Genomic DNA, 15249 nt, shown 5'->3' on the forward strand with positions numbered 1-15249 from the left:
GCAAGCCCGTGAACGTCTCCACCCACACCGGCTCAGCCCGCAACACCCCACCCATACAGGCAAAATGCCCAAGACTGAGCCTTCTGCAACACCCTTTAGAGCGCCCGGCCCGGCGGGAGGGGTTCGGCCATCGGCCGGGCCCCTCCCGCCGCGCGTGGCGCGACCTAGGAGGCGACGCCCACCGCGCGGCCCCTGCAGGAGGGGTCCGTCAGGGCGGTCAGGAGGGCGTCGGCGACGTCGGCGCGGGGGATGACCCGGCCGCCGGGAACGTTGGCGTCGATCGCACGGCGGTAGGTGCCGGTGCGGGGGGTGTTCCGCAGCATCGGCGGCCTGACGACCGTCCACTGCGTCCCGCTCGCGGCCATCGCCGCCTCCATGTCCGCGAGGTCCGCGTACAGGTCCCGCAGCAGTCTGCGCAGCAACGGGTAGACGACGGCGCGGGTGAACAGCCCCTCGCCGTCCGGCAGCCGGCCGACCGGCGCGGCGCTCACCGCGGACAGCCGGCGCACCCCCGCACGCTCCATCGCCGCGGTGATCGCCGCCAGGGCCGGTCCGGCGACGGGCTTCGCCTTCGCCTGCTTGTTGTTCGCCGCGCCCAGCGCCGAGACCACCGCGTCCCGCCCGCTCACCACGGGCAGCACCGTCTCGACGTCGGTCACATCGGTCACCGTGGCCACGAGGAGCCGTTCGTGGGCGGGCACGGCAAGCCGGGCCGGGTCCCTCACGACCGCGGTCACCTCGTGCCCCGCGTCGAGCGCCTGCCGTACGACCTCGCGGCCGACACCGCCCGTGGCACCGAACACCGTGATCCTCATCGGACACCCCCATGGTCGAAGTGGGATCGGGGGTGGGTGAGTATTCACTCACCCCCGCTTCGACTAGGGTGAGTGAATGCTCACCTCAAAGTCAAGCCGTCCCACCCCGGAGCGGCTGCTGGACGCGGCCGAGAAGCTGATGCGCACCGTCGGGCTGGCGAGCGCCACCACGAAGGCCATCGCCAGGGAGGCCGGCTGCTCGGAGGCCGCGCTCTACAAGCACTTCGCGAACAAGGAAGAGCTGTTCGTGCGCGTGCTGATGGAACGCACCCCCAACGCCGGCCCGCTCATGGCCGCCCTGCAGGCCGGCCCCGGCGACCCGGGCGCCGGTGTCGAGGAGGCGCTCGCCGACATCGCCCGGCACGCCTCGCTCTTCTACGCCGACGCCATGCCCATGGCCGCCTCGCTCTTCGCCGACCCCGCCCTGCTCACCCGCCACCGCGAGGGCGTCCAGCAGCTGGGGACGGGCCCGCACGTGGTGCTGGACGCGCTCGCCGGCAGGCTGCGGCGCGAGCGGGACGCCGGCCGCCTGGGGCCCGACGCGGATCCGCGCACGGCCGCCGCGCTGCTGCTCGGCGCCTGCTTCCAGCGGGCCTTCTTCCTGCACTTCTCCGGCGCCCATGTGGTCCAGCCGGTCGAGGAGTTCGCCCCGGCAGTGGCCCGCAGCGTCTGGGCCGCTATCCGCTGAGTTCCGCCGCGTACGGGGGCTCCGCCCCCGGACGGGTGCAGGTCAGGGCCGCCGCGTGGGCGGCGTAGGCCAGGACGTCCGGCCAGTCCACCGGGCCGCCCGGCGCCGCGGCGAGGCGGTGCAGGAGGGCGGCGTTGACGGTGTCGCCCGCCCCGATCGTGTCCGCCACCGTGACCGGGCGGGCCGCGGCCGAGTGCTCGGCGCCCTCCCGCGTCCAGACCGTCAGGCCCGCCGCACCCCGGGTCAGCACCACCGCCGAGGGCCCGGCCGCCAGCCAGTCGCCGACCCGCCCGCCCAGCCAGGCCGCGTCCTCCTCCGACAGCTTCAGTACACCCGTGTGCGGCAGCAGCCGGTCGGTGAAGCGGGCGCGGTAGCCTGCCGGGTCCGCGATCAGCGCCGGCCGGATGTTGGGGTCCAGCAGGGTCAGCAGTCCGCGCCGCGACTCCCGGCGCAGCAGCGCCTCGTACGCGCTCGCGCCCGGCTCCAGGACGAGCGAGCAGGTGCCGAGCGCCAGGGCCCGTACCCCCTCCGGGAGGGCGGGCGGCAGGGTGAACAGCCGGTCCGCGGTGCCCTCGACGTAGAACCCGTACGAGGCCGAGCCGTCCGGGGCCAGCGACGGCACCGCGAGGGTGGTCGGCTCCGGCCCGCGCTGGACCAGCGACACGTCCACCCCGGCCGCCCGCAGGCCGGCCAGCAGGCTCTCGCCGAAACCGTCCGTCGAGACCCGGGAGCAGAAGGCGACGCCTGCGCCGAGACGCCCGAGGGCGCGCGCGGTGTTGTACGGGCCGCCGCCCGGGCGGGGCAGCAGCGCGCCCGGCGGCCCGGCCGCGGGCACCAGGTCGATGAGGGCTTCTCCGCCGACGACGATCACGCGGAGGAAGGTACTCCATGGGGCGGCGGTATCGTCGGGTGGGCCGTCCGGCCCGTGACCCCCGTCCGTGCACCTCAGGAGAACCGCATGCCCGCGCCGCAGTCCGCCGCCCGCCGTACCGTCCTCAAGGGCGCCGCCGCGCTCGCGGGGGCCGCCGGCGCCGGGGCGGCGCTCACGGCCTGCTCCACCGAGACCAACAGCGGCGGCAACACCCCCGCCACCCCCACCGAACCCGTCGAGCTGGGCGCCGCGGCCGACGTCCCGGTGGGCGGCGCGAAGCTCTACCGGGAGCGGAAGCTGATCGTCAGCTGCCCGGCCGAGGGCCGGTACAAGGCATTCAGCGCCCAGTGCACCCACGCGGGCTGCGTCCTCGACAAGATCGACGAGGGGGAGGGGAACTGCCCCTGCCACGGCAGCCGTTTCGACGTCTCGACGGGCAAGGTCCTGCGCGGCCCGGCCGACCGGCCGCTGCCGGAGGTACCGGTCCGCGCGGAGAACGGCAGGCTCGTCGCGGGCTGACCCGCGCCGGGCGGCGCCAGGCCGTCGCGCGTCAGTCCCAGTCCCAGGCGATCCCGAGGATCCCGCGCCGCACCGCCTGCTCCACCAGGTGCACCGCCCGGTGCCGGCCGCTCGGCGTCAGGTCCGCCAGGCCGGTGCGCGGGGCGTCCGGCCCGCTGCGGGCGAAACGCCGGCAGCGCACCGGGAGGGCCGCCTCGTCGAAGCGGACCTGGAGCACGTACTGGCCGCCCGCGTAGCTGAAACCACGCACGTACTCACCGCTGCGCGGCCCCGTGCCGTCCTCGACGCCGTAGCCGAAGACATAGGTGTCGCCGCGCCGCAGCCGGGCGTCGAAGAGCAGCTCCGCGACCACCACCCCGGTCTCCGGATGGCACCGCACCCGGCCCGTGCGGCAGTTCTCGTACGCGCTCACGCGCACGCGGGACACGTCGCAGCCCGGGTCGCCGTGGTGGACGGCCAGGTAGCGGTCTACCCCGTCCCGGTGCGCCCGGACGATCTGCTGCGACTCGCGGACCCGCAGCTCGCCCGCCGGTCCGATGCGGACCCGCTCGTGGTGGCCGAGCGAGTGCAGCCCGCCGTCCGGCGGGAGTTCCATCCCGTCCAGCAGCCGTTCCACCGTCCCGCCCCCGCTGAACAGGGCCCGGTAGGAGCGCCCGGCGGGCCGGGAGGCCCCGGCACCGGGGACCGGGGCGGCCAGCAGCCGGACCAGGGCGCCGTCGGGCAGCTCCAGGATCCGCTCCAGGGCGGTGACGGCCCGCAGGGACTCCGGATGGCGCGGCCTGCGCGCTCCCTGCTGCCAGTAACTGAGGCTGGTCACGCCGACCTTGATGCCCTGTGCCGCGAGCCGGTGCTGCACCCGCTGCAGCGGCAGCCCGCGGGCGGCGAGGGCGGCGCGCAGGGCGAGGTGGAAGGGGCCGCCGCGCAACAGCCGGTTCAGTTCGGCCGTGTCCGCCGGATCCGTGGAAGGTCGCATGGCGACTCCTCTGTGAACGTTCACACGCGCCGGGGTGGGGGATCACGGCGGCAGTCCCGGGGGACCAGGTGGAACGGCAGTAACCGTTCACACCGCAGCCCCACCGTTCACACTGCAACGTCAACGCGTATTCAAGCGCGTTGACCTGATCGCGACAACTCCCTGATGCTCCTCCACAGCGTCCGGACGCGCTCCTCCACCCCCCCCACTCCCCACCTCGGGAGGAACGCGATGCGCAACCGAAACCGGCGGCTTTCCCCGGCCGCCGCCCTCACCGCCCTGCTCACCGCCCTGCTCAGCGCCCTGGTCCTCGCGCTGCCCGCCGGCACCGCCACCGCCGCGGAGGCCGGCGCCGACTCCGCCCTCGCCTACAAACGCCTCGACATCACCATGCAGGCGCAGGCGAAGACCAACTGGTGCTGGGCCGCAGGAGGCAACACCATCGCCACCTGGTTCGGCCGGAACCACTCGCAGAACCAGTTCTGCAACGCCGCCTTCAACCGCCAGCAGGGCACCGAATGCCCCAACAACCAGGCCACCCTCGGCAACGTCCAGACCGGACTGCGCTGGGCGGGCGTCAACCCCGGCTCTTACGTCACCGGCTGGCTGCAGTACTCCACCGTCCAGACCGAGATCAACGCGGGCCGGCCGATCGAGACCCGGATCCAGTGGTCGAACGGCGGCGGCCACATGCACGTCGTCTACGGCTACGACACCGCGAGCAACTGGGTCTACTGGGGCGACCCCTGGCCCTCCAGCGACCGCTACAACTGGGCCTCCCACGCCTGGTACGTCAACAACAACACCTTCTCCTGGACCCACTCCCTCTACCGGATCGGGGCGTGAGCGCCATGACCCTGCGTGCTTCGGCCGCCGCTGCCGTCCTCGCCGCCACCGCCCTCCTCGGCCCCGCCCCGCAGGCCGTCGCGGCCCCCGTGCCGCAGCCCGTGCCACAGCCCGAGGCGGCCACCGCCGAGCACCGGGCCGCCGCCGGGCGGGCGGCCGGCGCCCCCGACACCCTGGCCACGCTCGCGCGGTTCTTCGCCCGGGAGGGCAAGGTCTCCCTCACCGCCGCGCAGCCCCGCATCGAGGGCGAGGCGGTCCCGGTCAACCACCTCTCCCCGGACTTCGTCGCGGGCCGGCCGGGCGCGTCCGTCGCCCGTCTGGAGTTCCTCGCCAGCCAGGCGGTCTCCTCCGACGGGCAGCAGGCCGCGCTGTGGACCGCGCGGACGGAGAACGGCTGGCAGGTGGTGAACATCGCCACCGGCGACGACGAATTCCGCTACGCGCGACTGGGCGCCGCGAAACTGCCCGGCGGGACCGTGTTCCGGGAACCGCAGATCGACGCCTGGTACGTGGCCGGGGGCGGGCGGGTGCTGCCGCTGGACGAGGACGGCGTGCGGGCCGTGGGAGGCGGGGGCACGACGCTCGACGCCTACCGGGCGCGGGTCGCCGAGGCGTACGGGGACAAGCTCCCCGGCTCCGCCTACGCCGGGCGCGGCGCGGCCGGCGGCTACGCGGAGTCCGGCGCGGATGCCGATGCCGTGCCGGACGCCGTGCCGGACGCCGTGCCGGGCGCCGTGTCGGCTGCCTCCGAGGGCGCGCAGGTGCCTTGGACGGCGGGGGCCGGTGTGCTGGCGCTCGGCGCGCTGGCCGGGGCCGCCGTCCGGCGATCCCGCCGCCGGGTGGGCGCGCGGGCCTGAGCGGCGGCGTCCCGCCCGCAGGGCCCGGTCCGTCCCCCACCTAGGGGCCGGGCCCTGCGGGCGGCTCTCCCCGCCCCGCCCTTTCGCCGTTTCCCGGGGCTCCGCCCCGGACCCCGCGCCTCAAACGCCGGCGCGGCTGAAAGGGCGGAGCCCGCGCCCCAGGCGTACGGGTCGTTGTCGGTGCGCGCCAGTAGGGTGGTTGGCATGGCCGACCCTTCCAGCTACCGCCCCCAGCCGGGGCAGGTCCCCGACTCCCCGGGGGTCTACAGGTTCCGCGACGAGCACCGCCGGGTGATCTACGTCGGGAAGGCCAAGAGCCTGCGCCAGCGCCTGGCCAACTACTTCCAGGACGTCGCGGGCCTGCACCCCCGTACCGCCACCATGGTGACCACGGCGGCCTCCGTCGAGTGGACGGTGGTCTCCACCGAGGTCGAGGCGCTCCAGCTGGAGTACTCCTGGATCAAGGAGTACGACCCCCGGTTCAACGTCAAGTACCGCGACGACAAGAGCTACCCCTCCCTCGCCGTCACCCTGAACGAGGAGTACCCCCGCGTCCAGGTCATGCGGGGCCCCAAGAAGAAGGGCGTGCGCTACTTCGGGCCGTACGCCCACGCCTGGGCGATCCGCGAGACCGTCGACCTGATGCTGCGGGTGTTCCCGGTCCGGACCTGCTCCGCCGGGGTGTTCAAGCGCTCCGCCCAGATCGGCCGCCCCTGCCTGCTCGGCTACATCGGAAAGTGCTCCGCGCCCTGCGTCGGCCGGGTCACCCCCGAGGAGCACCGCGAACTGGCCGAGGACTTCTGCGACTTCATGGCCGGCCGCACCGGCGCCTACCTCTCCCGGCTGGAGAGGGAGATGCACCTCGCGGCCGAGGACATGGAGTACGAGAAGGCCGCCCGGCTGCGCGACGACATCGGAGCGCTGCGCCGCGCCATGGAGAAGAACGCCGTGGTGCTCGCCGACGCCACCGACGCCGACCTGATCGCCGTCGCCGAGGACGAGCTCGAAGCCGCCGTGCAGATCTTCCACGTCCGCGGCGGCCGCGTCCGCGGCCAGCGCGGCTGGGTCACCGACAAGGTCGAGGCCGTCGACACCGCCGGGCTCGTCGAGCACGCCCTCCAGCAGCTCTACGGCGAGGAGAAGGGCGAAGCCGTCCCCAAGGAGGTGCTGGTCCCCGCGCTCCCCGAGGACACGCCCGCGCTGGGCCAGTGGCTCGCCGAGCGCCGCGGGTCCCAGGTCAGCCTGCGGATACCGCAGCGCGGCGACAAGAAGGCCCTCATGGAGACCGTCCACCGCAACGCGCAGCAGTCCCTCGCCCTGCACAAGACCAAGCGCGCCAGCGACCTCACCACCCGCTCCCGGGCCCTGGAGGAGATCGCCGAGGCGCTGGAGCTGGACGGCGCACCGCTGCGCATCGAGTGCTTCGACATCTCCCACCTCCAGGGGGACGACGTCGTCGCGTCCATGGTCGTCTTCGAGGACGGCCTGGCCCGCAAGAGCGAGTACCGGCGCTTCCAGGTCAAAGGCCGTGTCGGAGACACGCAGGTCTGGCACGGCGAGGGCCAGGACGACGTCCGGTCCATGCACGAGGTGGTCTCCCGGCGCTTCCGCCGCTACCTGCTGGAGAAGTCCAGGACGGGGGAGTGGGACCCGCAGGACGGCGAGGACGGGCTGCCCGAGGACGACGGGAAGCCCAAGCGCTTCGCCTACCCGCCCCAGCTCGTCGTCGTCGACGGCGGGCAGCCGCAGGTGGCCGCCGCCCGGCGGGCCCTGGACGAGCTCGGCATCGACGACGTCGCAGTCTGCGGCCTGGCCAAGCGGCTGGAGGAGGTCTGGGTGCCCGGCGAGGACGACCCCGTCGTCCTGCCCCGCACCAGCGAGGGCCTCTACCTGCTCCAGCGGGTACGTGACGAAGCCCACCGCTTCGCCATCCAGTACCAGCGCAGCAAGCGCGGCAAGCGCCTGAAGTCGGGGCCGCTGGACGAGGTGCCCGGCCTCGGCGAGAGCCGCAAGCGGGCCCTGGTGAAGCACTTCGGTTCGGTGAAGAAGCTGAGACAGGCGACAATCGACCAGATCTGCGAGGTCCCGGGCATAGGACGGAAGACGGCCGAGACCGTGGCCGCGGCCCTCGCCGGGGCGGTCCCCGCCGGTCCTGCCGTCAACACGGCCACAGGAGAGATCATTGAGGATGAGAACCCCGCGCCAGCGGGAGCATCGTCCGAACGGGGGACCGAGCAATGACCGAGCACGAGACCACGCACGACCGAGACGGAGCACAGGTGAGTACGGGCACGACAATGGAGCCCGGCGAGACCGCCGAGGCGGCCATCCCCGAGCTGGTGATCATCTCCGGCATGTCCGGGGCCGGCCGCAGCACGGCGGCCAAGTGTCTGGAGGACCTCGGCTGGTTCGTCGTCGACAACCTGCCGCCCGCGCTGATCCCCACGATGGTGGAGCTCGGCGCCCGCTCCCAGGGCAACGTGGCCCGCATCGCCGTCGTCGTCGACGTCCGCGGCCGCCAGTTCTTCGACGCCCTGCGCGAGTCCCTCGCCGACCTCGACAGCAAGGGCGTCACCCGCCGCATCGTCTTCCTGGAGTCCTCCGACGACGCGCTGGTCCGCCGCTTCGAGTCGGTCCGCCGCCCGCACCCGCTCCAGGGCGACGGGCGCATCACCGACGGCATCGCGGCCGAGCGCGACCTCCTGCGCGAGCTGCGCGGCGACGCCGACCTGGTGATCGACACCTCCAGCCTCAACGTGCACGAGCTGCGCGCCAAGATGGACGCCCAGTTCGCCGGTGACGAGGAGCCCGAGCTGCGGGCCACCGTCATGTCCTTCGGATACAAGTACGGCCTCCCCGTCGACGCCGACCTCGTCGTCGACTGCCGTTTCATCCCGAACCCGCACTGGGTCCCGGAACTGCGCCCCTTCACCGGGCTCAACGAGGAGGTGTCGGGGTACGTCTTCAGCCAGCCCGGCGCCAAGGAGTTCCTCGACCGCTACACCGAGCTGCTCCAGCTCATCGCCACCGGCTACCGCCGCGAGGGCAAGCGGTACGTGACCATCGCGGTCGGGTGCACGGGCGGCAAGCACCGCAGCGTGGCCATGTCCGAGAAGCTCGCCGCCCGCCTCGCCTCCGAGGGAGTCGAGACCGTCGTCGTCCACCGGGACATGGGGCGCGAGTGACCGCACGGACCCCGCGGCTGAGCCGCCTGCGCCGCCTGACCCCGGGACGGGGAGAGGAAGGCGCGGGCCGCTCGGGCCGCCGGAGGGGCGCCACGCCCAAGGTGGTCGCGCTCGGTGGCGGCCAGGGCCTGTCGGCCTCCCTCGCCGCCCTGCGCCGGATCACCGGTGACCTCACCGCCGTGGTCACCGTCGCCGACGACGGCGGCTCCAGCGGACGGCTCCGTGAGGAGCTCGGCGTGCTGCCGCCCGGCGACCTGCGCAAGGCGCTGGCAGCGCTGTGCGGGGACGACGACTGGGGCCAGACCTGGGCCCGCGTCATCCAGCACCGCTTCCAGTCCGAGGGCGACCTGCACGGGCACGCCGTCGGCAACCTGCTGATCGTCGCCCTGTGGGAACAGCTCGGCGACCCCGTCCAGGCCCTCGACCTCGTGGGCCGGCTGCTCGGCGCACAGGGCCGGGTGCTGCCGATGTCGGCCGTGCCGCTGGAGCTCCAGGCCCTGGTCAGGGGCCACGACCCGGCACGTCCCGAGGACGTCGACACCGTCCGCGGCCAGGCCACGGTGGCCCTGACCCCGGGCGAGGTGCTCTCCGTACAGGTCGTGCCGAGCGCCCCGCCGGCCGTGCCGGAGGCCGTCGCCGCGGTCCTGGACGCCGACTGGGTGGTGCTGGGTCCCGGCTCGTGGTTCTCCTCCGTGATTCCGCACCTGCTGGTGCCGGAACTGCTGGACGCGCTCGTCGAGACCAAGGCCCGGCGGGTGCTGTCGTTGAACCTCGCGCCGCAGCCCGGCGAAACAGAGGGCTTCTCTCCGCAGCGTCATTTGGAGGTTTTGGCCCGACACGCCCCTAAACTCGCCCTGGACGTGGTGCTGGCCGACGAGGCCGCCGTGCCCGACCGCGAGTCCCTTGCCGATGCCGCGAAACGGTTCGGTGCCGCGGTCGAGCTGGCCCCCGTGGCCAGGCAGGACGGCTCACCGAAGCACGACCCGGAGCTGCTGGCCGCCGCGTACGACCGTATTTTTCGGATGCATGGAAGGATCGGCCCATGGCGATGACGCCAGCGGTGAAGGATGAGATCTCCCGGCTCCCCGTCACCCGGACCTGCTGCAGAAAAGCGGAGGTCTCGGCGATCCTTCGGTTCGCGGGCGGGCTGCACCTGGTGAGCGGCCGGATCGTCATCGAGGCGGAGCTCGACACCGGGATCGCCGCCCGCCGCCTGCGCAAGGACATCCTGGAGATCTTCGGCCACTCCTCGGACCTGGTGGTGATGGCCCCCGGCGGACTGCGCCGCGGCAGCCGCTACGTGGTCCGCGTCGTGGCCGGGGGCGACCAGCTGGCGCGCCAGACGGGCCTCGTGGACGGCCGCGGACGCCCCATCCGGGGTCTTCCGCCCCAGGTGGTCTCCGGGGCCACCTGTGACGCCGAGGCGGCGTGGCGCGGCGCCTTCCTGGCCCACGGCTCGCTCACCGAGCCGGGCCGGTCCTCCTCCCTGGAGGTCACCTGCCCCGGCCCGGAGGCCGCCCTGGCCCTGGTGGGCGCCGCCCGCAGGCTCTCCATCGCAGCCAAGGCGCGCGAGGTGCGCGGGGTGGACCGGGTCGTGGTCCGCGACGGCGACGCGATCGGCGCCCTGCTGACCCGGCTCGGCGCGCACGAGTCGGTGCTGGCCTGGGAGGAGCGGCGGATGCGGCGCGAGGTGCGCGCCACCGCCAACCGCCTCGCCAACTTCGACGACGCCAACCTGCGCCGTTCGGCACGGGCCGCCGTGGCCGCCGGAGCCCGCGTGCAGCGCGCGCTGGAGATCCTCGGCGAGGAGGTCCCCGAGCACCTCGCCGCGGCCGGCCGGCTGCGCATGGAGCACAAGCAGGCCTCCCTGGAGGAGCTGGGCGCGCTCGCCGACCCGCCGCTGACCAAGGACGCGGTCGCCGGCCGGATCCGCCGCCTGCTGGCGATGGCCGACAAGCGGGCCCAGGACCTCGGCATCCCGGGCACCGAGTCGAACCTCGACCTCAGCGAGGAGATGGCCGACAACATGGCCGGATAGGCCGGCCGGGCGGGAGACCGCCTACGGCAGAAGGGGCTCGCGCGATCACTCGTGCGGGCCCCTTTGCGGTATGCCCCATTGACATGAGCATGGGCCGGTCTTGAGTCTGGCGTCCGAACCTTTCGTGGCAGCCGACGCCCAGGGGGGCACATGAGTCACCGCGCGAGAGTCGTCCTCGCCGCAAGCGCACTCGTCATCGGAACCACACTCGCCGCCTTGCCCGCGACCGCCCAGGCCCGGCCCGGCACCGCCGCGCCCGGCCCCGCGTCCGGCGCCGAGGAGGTGCGGGTCTACGACGCCGACATCACCAGGGAACAGGTGCCGCTCGTCCTCGCCGCCGGCCAGGACGCCCACGAGCTCACCGAGCGCGCCCCGGAGACCGGGACCGCCCGGGTCGAGCTCTTCCTCACCGCAACCCAGGCCGGCGAGCTCGCCGGCCAGGGCGTCAAGCTCGCCGAGCGCAGGATCCCGGCCCAGGGCCTGGCCCGGGCCGAGGCGGCCGGCGACGGCGTCTTCCGCCCGTACAGCGGTGAGGGCGGCCTCCAGCAGGAGATCCTGCGCACGGCCCAGGAGAACCCGGCGCTCACCAAGGTCGTCTCCATCGGCAAGACCCTCCAGGGCAAGGACATCCTCGCCCTGAAGGTCAGCAAGAACGCGAAGAAGACCAGGGACGGCGACAAGCCCTCCGTGCTCTACATGTCCAACCAGCACGCCCGCGAGTGGATCACCCCCGAGATGACCCGGCGGCTGATGCACCACACGCTCGACAACTACGGCAAGGACCAGCGGATCACGAAGCTGGTGGACTCCAGCGAGCTGTGGTTCCTGCTCAGCGCCAACCCCGACGGCTACGACTACACGCACGCCGCCGACAGCCAGCGGCTGTGGCGCAAGAACCTGCGCGACAACAACGGAGACGGCAAGATCACCGCCGGCGACGGCGTCGACCTCAACCGCAACTTCGCCTTCAAGTGGGGCTACGACAACGAGGGCTCCTCGCCGAACCAGGCGAGCGAGACCTACCGCGGCCCCAAGGCCTCCTCCGAACCCGAGACCACCGCCCTCGACGCCTTCGAGAAGCGCGTCGGCTTCGACTACGCCGTCAACTACCACTCCGCCGCCGAACTGATCCTCTACGGCGTGGGCTGGCAGGTGGCCACCCCCACCCCCGACGACGTCGCCTACAAGGCCCTCGCCGGCACCCCCGAGAACCCTGCCGTCCCCGGCTACTACCCGCAGGTGTCCTCCGAGCTGTACACCACCAACGGCGAGGCCGACGGCCACGCCTCCAACGTCAACGGCATCATGATGTTCACGCCGGAGATGACCACCTGCCAGACCGCCTCGGCGGCCGACCCGGACGACCGGTGGAAGCCCGAGGACTGCGCCTCCGGCTTCAACTTCCCGGACGACGAGAAGCTCATCCAGGCGGAGTTCGCCAAGAACGTCCCCTTCGCCCTCGCCGTCGGCGAGAGCGCCGCGCACCCGGACCGGCCCTCCTCCTCCGTCGGCCTGAGCGCCGCCGACTTCACCGTCGACCCCTTCACCACCTCCTACGCCGCCCGCGGCCAGGACCAGGAGGTCGCCGTCACGGCCCGCAAGGCGCTGAAGGACAAGGAGCTCAACTACCGGATCAACGGCGGCCGCACGCACGACGAGGACCTCAAGGCCTGGAAGGGCGGCGACGTCTACGGCGGCGAGGACAACAACTGGTTCGACGAGTACCGCGCCGAGGTCGACGGCACCAGGCCGGGCGACAGGGTCGAGGTCTGGTTCACCGGCCGCGACCGCTCCGGCAAGCAGGTCTCCAGCGAGCACTTCACGTACACGGTGGCCGAGCGGCCCCGCGCGGACGTCCTGGTGATCGCCGAGGAGGGCGCCGCGGCCCAGCACGCCCAGAAGTACGTCGACGCGCTGCGCGCCAACGGCAGGTCCGCTGCGGTCTGGGACGTCGCCGTCCAGGGCGTCCCGCACCACCTCGGGGTCCTCTCCCACTTCGGTACGGCCGTGCACTACACCGGCGCCAAGACGCCCGGCGGGGACACGCAGCTGGCGGTCCGCGACTTCCTGAACGAGGGCGGCAGGCTGATCGAGGCCGGCGAGCTGGCCGGCGGCAACGCCCAGGTCGGCCGCGCCGTGACCAACGACTTCAGCCAGTACTGGCTCGGCGCCTACGGCCGCGCCAGCACCCCCGGCGCCACCGGGTTCACCGGCGCCGGCACCCTGCAGGGCGCGAACGGCGGCCTCGGCGACGCCGCGGGCAACCCGCTGAACGCCCCCGGCGCCTACACGGTCACCTCCGAGACCCTGGCGCCCGCGCAGTTCCCGCAGTTCACCAGCGCGCAGGCGGGCCGCTACACCGGGATCACGAACCCGTACGCCCCCTACGCCGGCGGCGGCATGGCCTCGGCACTGCACGCCGACAGCGACTGGAAGCGGCTCGTCCGCACCATCGACCTCACCGGAGTCACCGCGGCCGACCGGCCGCAGCTGAAGCTCGCCCTCAACTGGAACCTCGAGGAGGGCTACGACCACGCCGCGCTGGAGGCCCGCAGCGCCGGCGGCGACGACTGGACCATGCTGCCGGAGGCGGGCGGCCTGAGCAGCCCGGCCGTCCCCGAGGAGTGCGCGGCCGGGTTCTTCATCAACGGCCACCCCTTCCTGCGCCGCTACCTCACCCTGGAGGGCGGCGGCTGCGCCCCGCACGGCACCAGCGGCCAGTGGAACACCTTCACCGGCTCCTCCGGCGGCTGGAAGCAGGTCTCCTTCGACCTGAGCGCCTACGCGGGCCGGTCGGTCGAGCTCTCCCTCTCCTCCATCACCGACCCGAGCACGGGCGGACGAGGCGTCTTCGCGGACGAGGTGCGGCTGTCGACGGGCGGCGGGGAGGCGGCGGCCGAGGGGTTCGAGACCTCCCTCGGCGCGTGGGCGGCCCAGGGCGCACCTGCCGGAAGCCCCGACGTCCCGGGCGACTGGTCCCGGACCGGAGAGCTCTTCCGGTCCTACGCCTCGGTGACCACGCGTGACACCGTACTTCTGGGCTTCGGCCTGGAACACCTGCCCGCGGCGGCGGATCGCGCCCTACTCGTCGGTAAGGCGCTCCGCTCGCTCAACCGCTGAACAGCGCCACCCCCGACGCTCACCCAGAGTGACAGCGACCGAGGTCCCCGAGGCCCGCACCGGAGCGTCCGGGGCGGGCCCCGGCGGGGATACCCCGCGAAGTGGGGGGAGTGTCAGCCCTCGACCGATGTCACCCAAAAGCTCACGGAGAGGTAGGGTCGTAAGCGGTCGGGGACATCCCATTTACAGCTCGCCGGCGCTCTCACCGGCGCACCAACGAGGAGATCGGTTCGTGACGATCCGCGTAGGCATCAACGGTTTTGGCCGCATTGGCCGCAACTACTTCCGGGCCCTCCTGGAGCAGGGAGCGGACATCGAGATCGTCGGTGTCAACGACCTGACTGACAACGCCACCCTGGTGCACCTTCTCAAGTACGACACCATCCTGGGCCGCCTCAAGGCCGAGGTGTCCCACACCGACGACACGATCACCGTCGGCGGCAACACCTTCAAGACCTTCGCCGAGCGCGACCCCGCGAACCTCCCCTGGGGCGAGCTGGGCGCCGACATCGTCATCGAGTCGACCGGCATCTTCACGAAGAAGGCCGACGCCGCCAAGCACATCGCGGCCGGCGCGAAGAAGGTCCTCATCTCGGCTCCGGCCAAGGACGAGGACATCACCATCGTGATGGGCGTCAACCAGGACAAGTACGACGCGGCCAACCACCACGTCATCTCCAACGCGTCCTGCACCACGAACTGCGTGGCGCCGATGGCCAAGGTCCTCGACGAGAACTTCGGCATCGTCAAGGGCATGATGACGACGGTCCACGCGTACACGAACGACCAGCGCATCCTGGACTTCCCGCACTCGGACCTGCGCCGCGCCCGCGCCGCCGCCGAGAACATCATCCCGACCTCCACGGGTGCCGCCAAGGCCACCGCGCTGGTCCTGCCGCAGCTCAAGGGCAAGCTGGACGGCATCGCGATGCGCGTCCCGGTCCCGACCGGCTCGGTCACGGACCTCGTGCTGGAGCTCGACCGCGAGGTCACCAAGGACGAGATCAACGCCGCCTTCCAGAAGGCCTCCGAGGGCCAGCTGAAGGGCATCCTCGACTACACCGAGGACGCGATCGTCTCCTCCGACATCGTGAACTGGCCGGCGTCCTGCACCTTCGACTCCTCCCTGACCATGGTCCAGGGCAAGCAGGTCAAGGTCGTCGGCTGGTACGACAACGAGTGGGGCTACTCCAACCGCCTCGTGGACCTGACGGTCTTCGTCGGCGGCCAGCTCTGAGTTCCAGGGCTGACACCACGATGTGAAGCACAGGGTCCGGGCCGCGCGACGATGCGCAGCCCGGACCCTGTAGCTTGCCAGTCGTTCTTCGCCCCCGACA

The 15249-nt window shown here is 72.9% G+C and carries 13 protein-coding genes; 10 read left to right on the top strand and 3 right to left on the bottom strand.

Going from position 1 to position 15249, the window contains the following annotated elements; translation table 11 throughout:
* Window positions 1–164 precede the first annotated feature (164 nt).
* Window positions 165–815, bottom strand: coding sequence for an NAD(P)-dependent oxidoreductase (locus IG86_RS0121695; RefSeq protein WP_030898863.1), 651 nt, complete (start codon window positions 813–815; stop codon window positions 165–167).
* Between the two features lie 76 nt (window positions 816–891).
* Between IG86_RS0121695 and IG86_RS0121700 the strand changes: the two genes are divergently transcribed.
* The gene (locus IG86_RS0121700; protein ID WP_030831266.1) at window positions 892–1503 is read left to right on the top strand and encodes a TetR/AcrR family transcriptional regulator; all 612 of its coding nucleotides are present in this window, start codon (window positions 892–894) and stop codon (window positions 1501–1503) included.
* Here IG86_RS0121700 and IG86_RS0121705 read toward each other — a convergent pair.
* On the bottom strand, window positions 1493–2374 hold the full coding sequence (locus IG86_RS0121705) for a carbohydrate kinase family protein (protein WP_030831268.1): 882 nt from the start codon (window positions 2372–2374) through the stop codon (window positions 1493–1495). The genes IG86_RS0121700 and IG86_RS0121705 overlap by 11 nt on opposite strands.
* Window positions 2375–2461: 87 nt before the next feature.
* On the opposite strand from IG86_RS0121705, the gene IG86_RS0121710 reads away from it, so the two are divergent.
* A complete protein-coding gene (locus tag IG86_RS0121710) occupies window positions 2462–2893 on the top strand; it encodes a Rieske (2Fe-2S) protein (RefSeq protein WP_030898866.1) in 432 nt (143 codons plus the stop codon).
* Between the two features lie 31 nt (window positions 2894–2924).
* Here the strand turns inward: IG86_RS0121710 and IG86_RS0121715 are convergent, their stop codons facing one another.
* Window positions 2925–3866 carry a hypothetical protein gene (locus tag IG86_RS0121715; RefSeq protein WP_030898868.1) on the bottom strand — a complete coding sequence of 314 codons (942 nt, stop codon included), beginning with the start codon at window positions 3864–3866 and terminating at the stop codon, window positions 2925–2927.
* A 231-nt stretch (window positions 3867–4097) separates the two neighbouring features.
* Here IG86_RS0121715 and IG86_RS0121720 point away from each other — a divergent pair, with 231 nt between their 5' ends.
* The 8 genes from IG86_RS0121720 (at window position 4098) to gap (ending at window position 15149) form a co-directional block, all read left to right on the top strand.
* Window positions 4098–4712, top strand: a complete 615-nt coding sequence (locus IG86_RS0121720; RefSeq protein WP_030898870.1) for a papain-like cysteine protease family protein — start codon at window positions 4098–4100, stop codon at window positions 4710–4712.
* 5 nt (window positions 4713–4717) lie between these two features.
* Window positions 4718–5569, top strand: a complete 852-nt coding sequence (locus IG86_RS0121725) for a hypothetical protein (RefSeq protein WP_037942840.1) — start codon at window positions 4718–4720, stop codon at window positions 5567–5569.
* A 204-nt stretch (window positions 5570–5773) separates the two neighbouring features.
* A complete protein-coding gene (gene uvrC / locus IG86_RS0121730) occupies window positions 5774–7810 on the top strand; it encodes an excinuclease ABC subunit UvrC (protein WP_030831281.1) in 2037 nt (678 codons plus the stop codon).
* On the top strand, window positions 7807–8754 hold the full coding sequence (gene rapZ, locus IG86_RS0121735) for an RNase adapter RapZ (RefSeq protein WP_030659985.1): 948 nt from the start codon (window positions 7807–7809) through the stop codon (window positions 8752–8754). Before uvrC ends, rapZ begins: the two co-directional genes overlap by 4 nt.
* Complete coding sequence (locus IG86_RS0121740; protein ID WP_030831284.1) at window positions 8751–9806, top strand: gluconeogenesis factor YvcK family protein; 1056 nt, start codon at window positions 8751–8753, stop codon at window positions 9804–9806. Before rapZ ends, IG86_RS0121740 begins: the two co-directional genes overlap by 4 nt.
* Window positions 9797–10792 (top strand): DNA-binding protein WhiA, encoded by a 996-nt coding sequence (gene whiA, locus IG86_RS0121745; protein ID WP_030009075.1) that lies wholly within the window; start codon window positions 9797–9799, stop codon window positions 10790–10792. The genes IG86_RS0121740 and whiA overlap by 10 nt, the downstream gene beginning before the upstream one ends.
* Window positions 10793–10942: 150 nt before the next feature.
* The gene (locus IG86_RS0121750) at window positions 10943–13912 is read left to right on the top strand and encodes a M14 family metallopeptidase (protein WP_030831287.1); all 2970 of its coding nucleotides are present in this window, start codon (window positions 10943–10945) and stop codon (window positions 13910–13912) included.
* A gap of 232 nt (window positions 13913–14144) precedes the next feature.
* Complete coding sequence (gene gap, locus IG86_RS0121755) at window positions 14145–15149, top strand: type I glyceraldehyde-3-phosphate dehydrogenase (RefSeq protein WP_030659979.1); 1005 nt, start codon at window positions 14145–14147, stop codon at window positions 15147–15149.
* The last annotated feature ends 100 nt before the right edge of the window (window positions 15150–15249 follow it).

It is taken from the genome of Streptomyces virginiae, assembly GCF_000720455.1.
Taxonomy (GTDB): Bacteria; Actinomycetota; Actinomycetes; order Streptomycetales; family Streptomycetaceae; genus Streptomyces; species Streptomyces virginiae.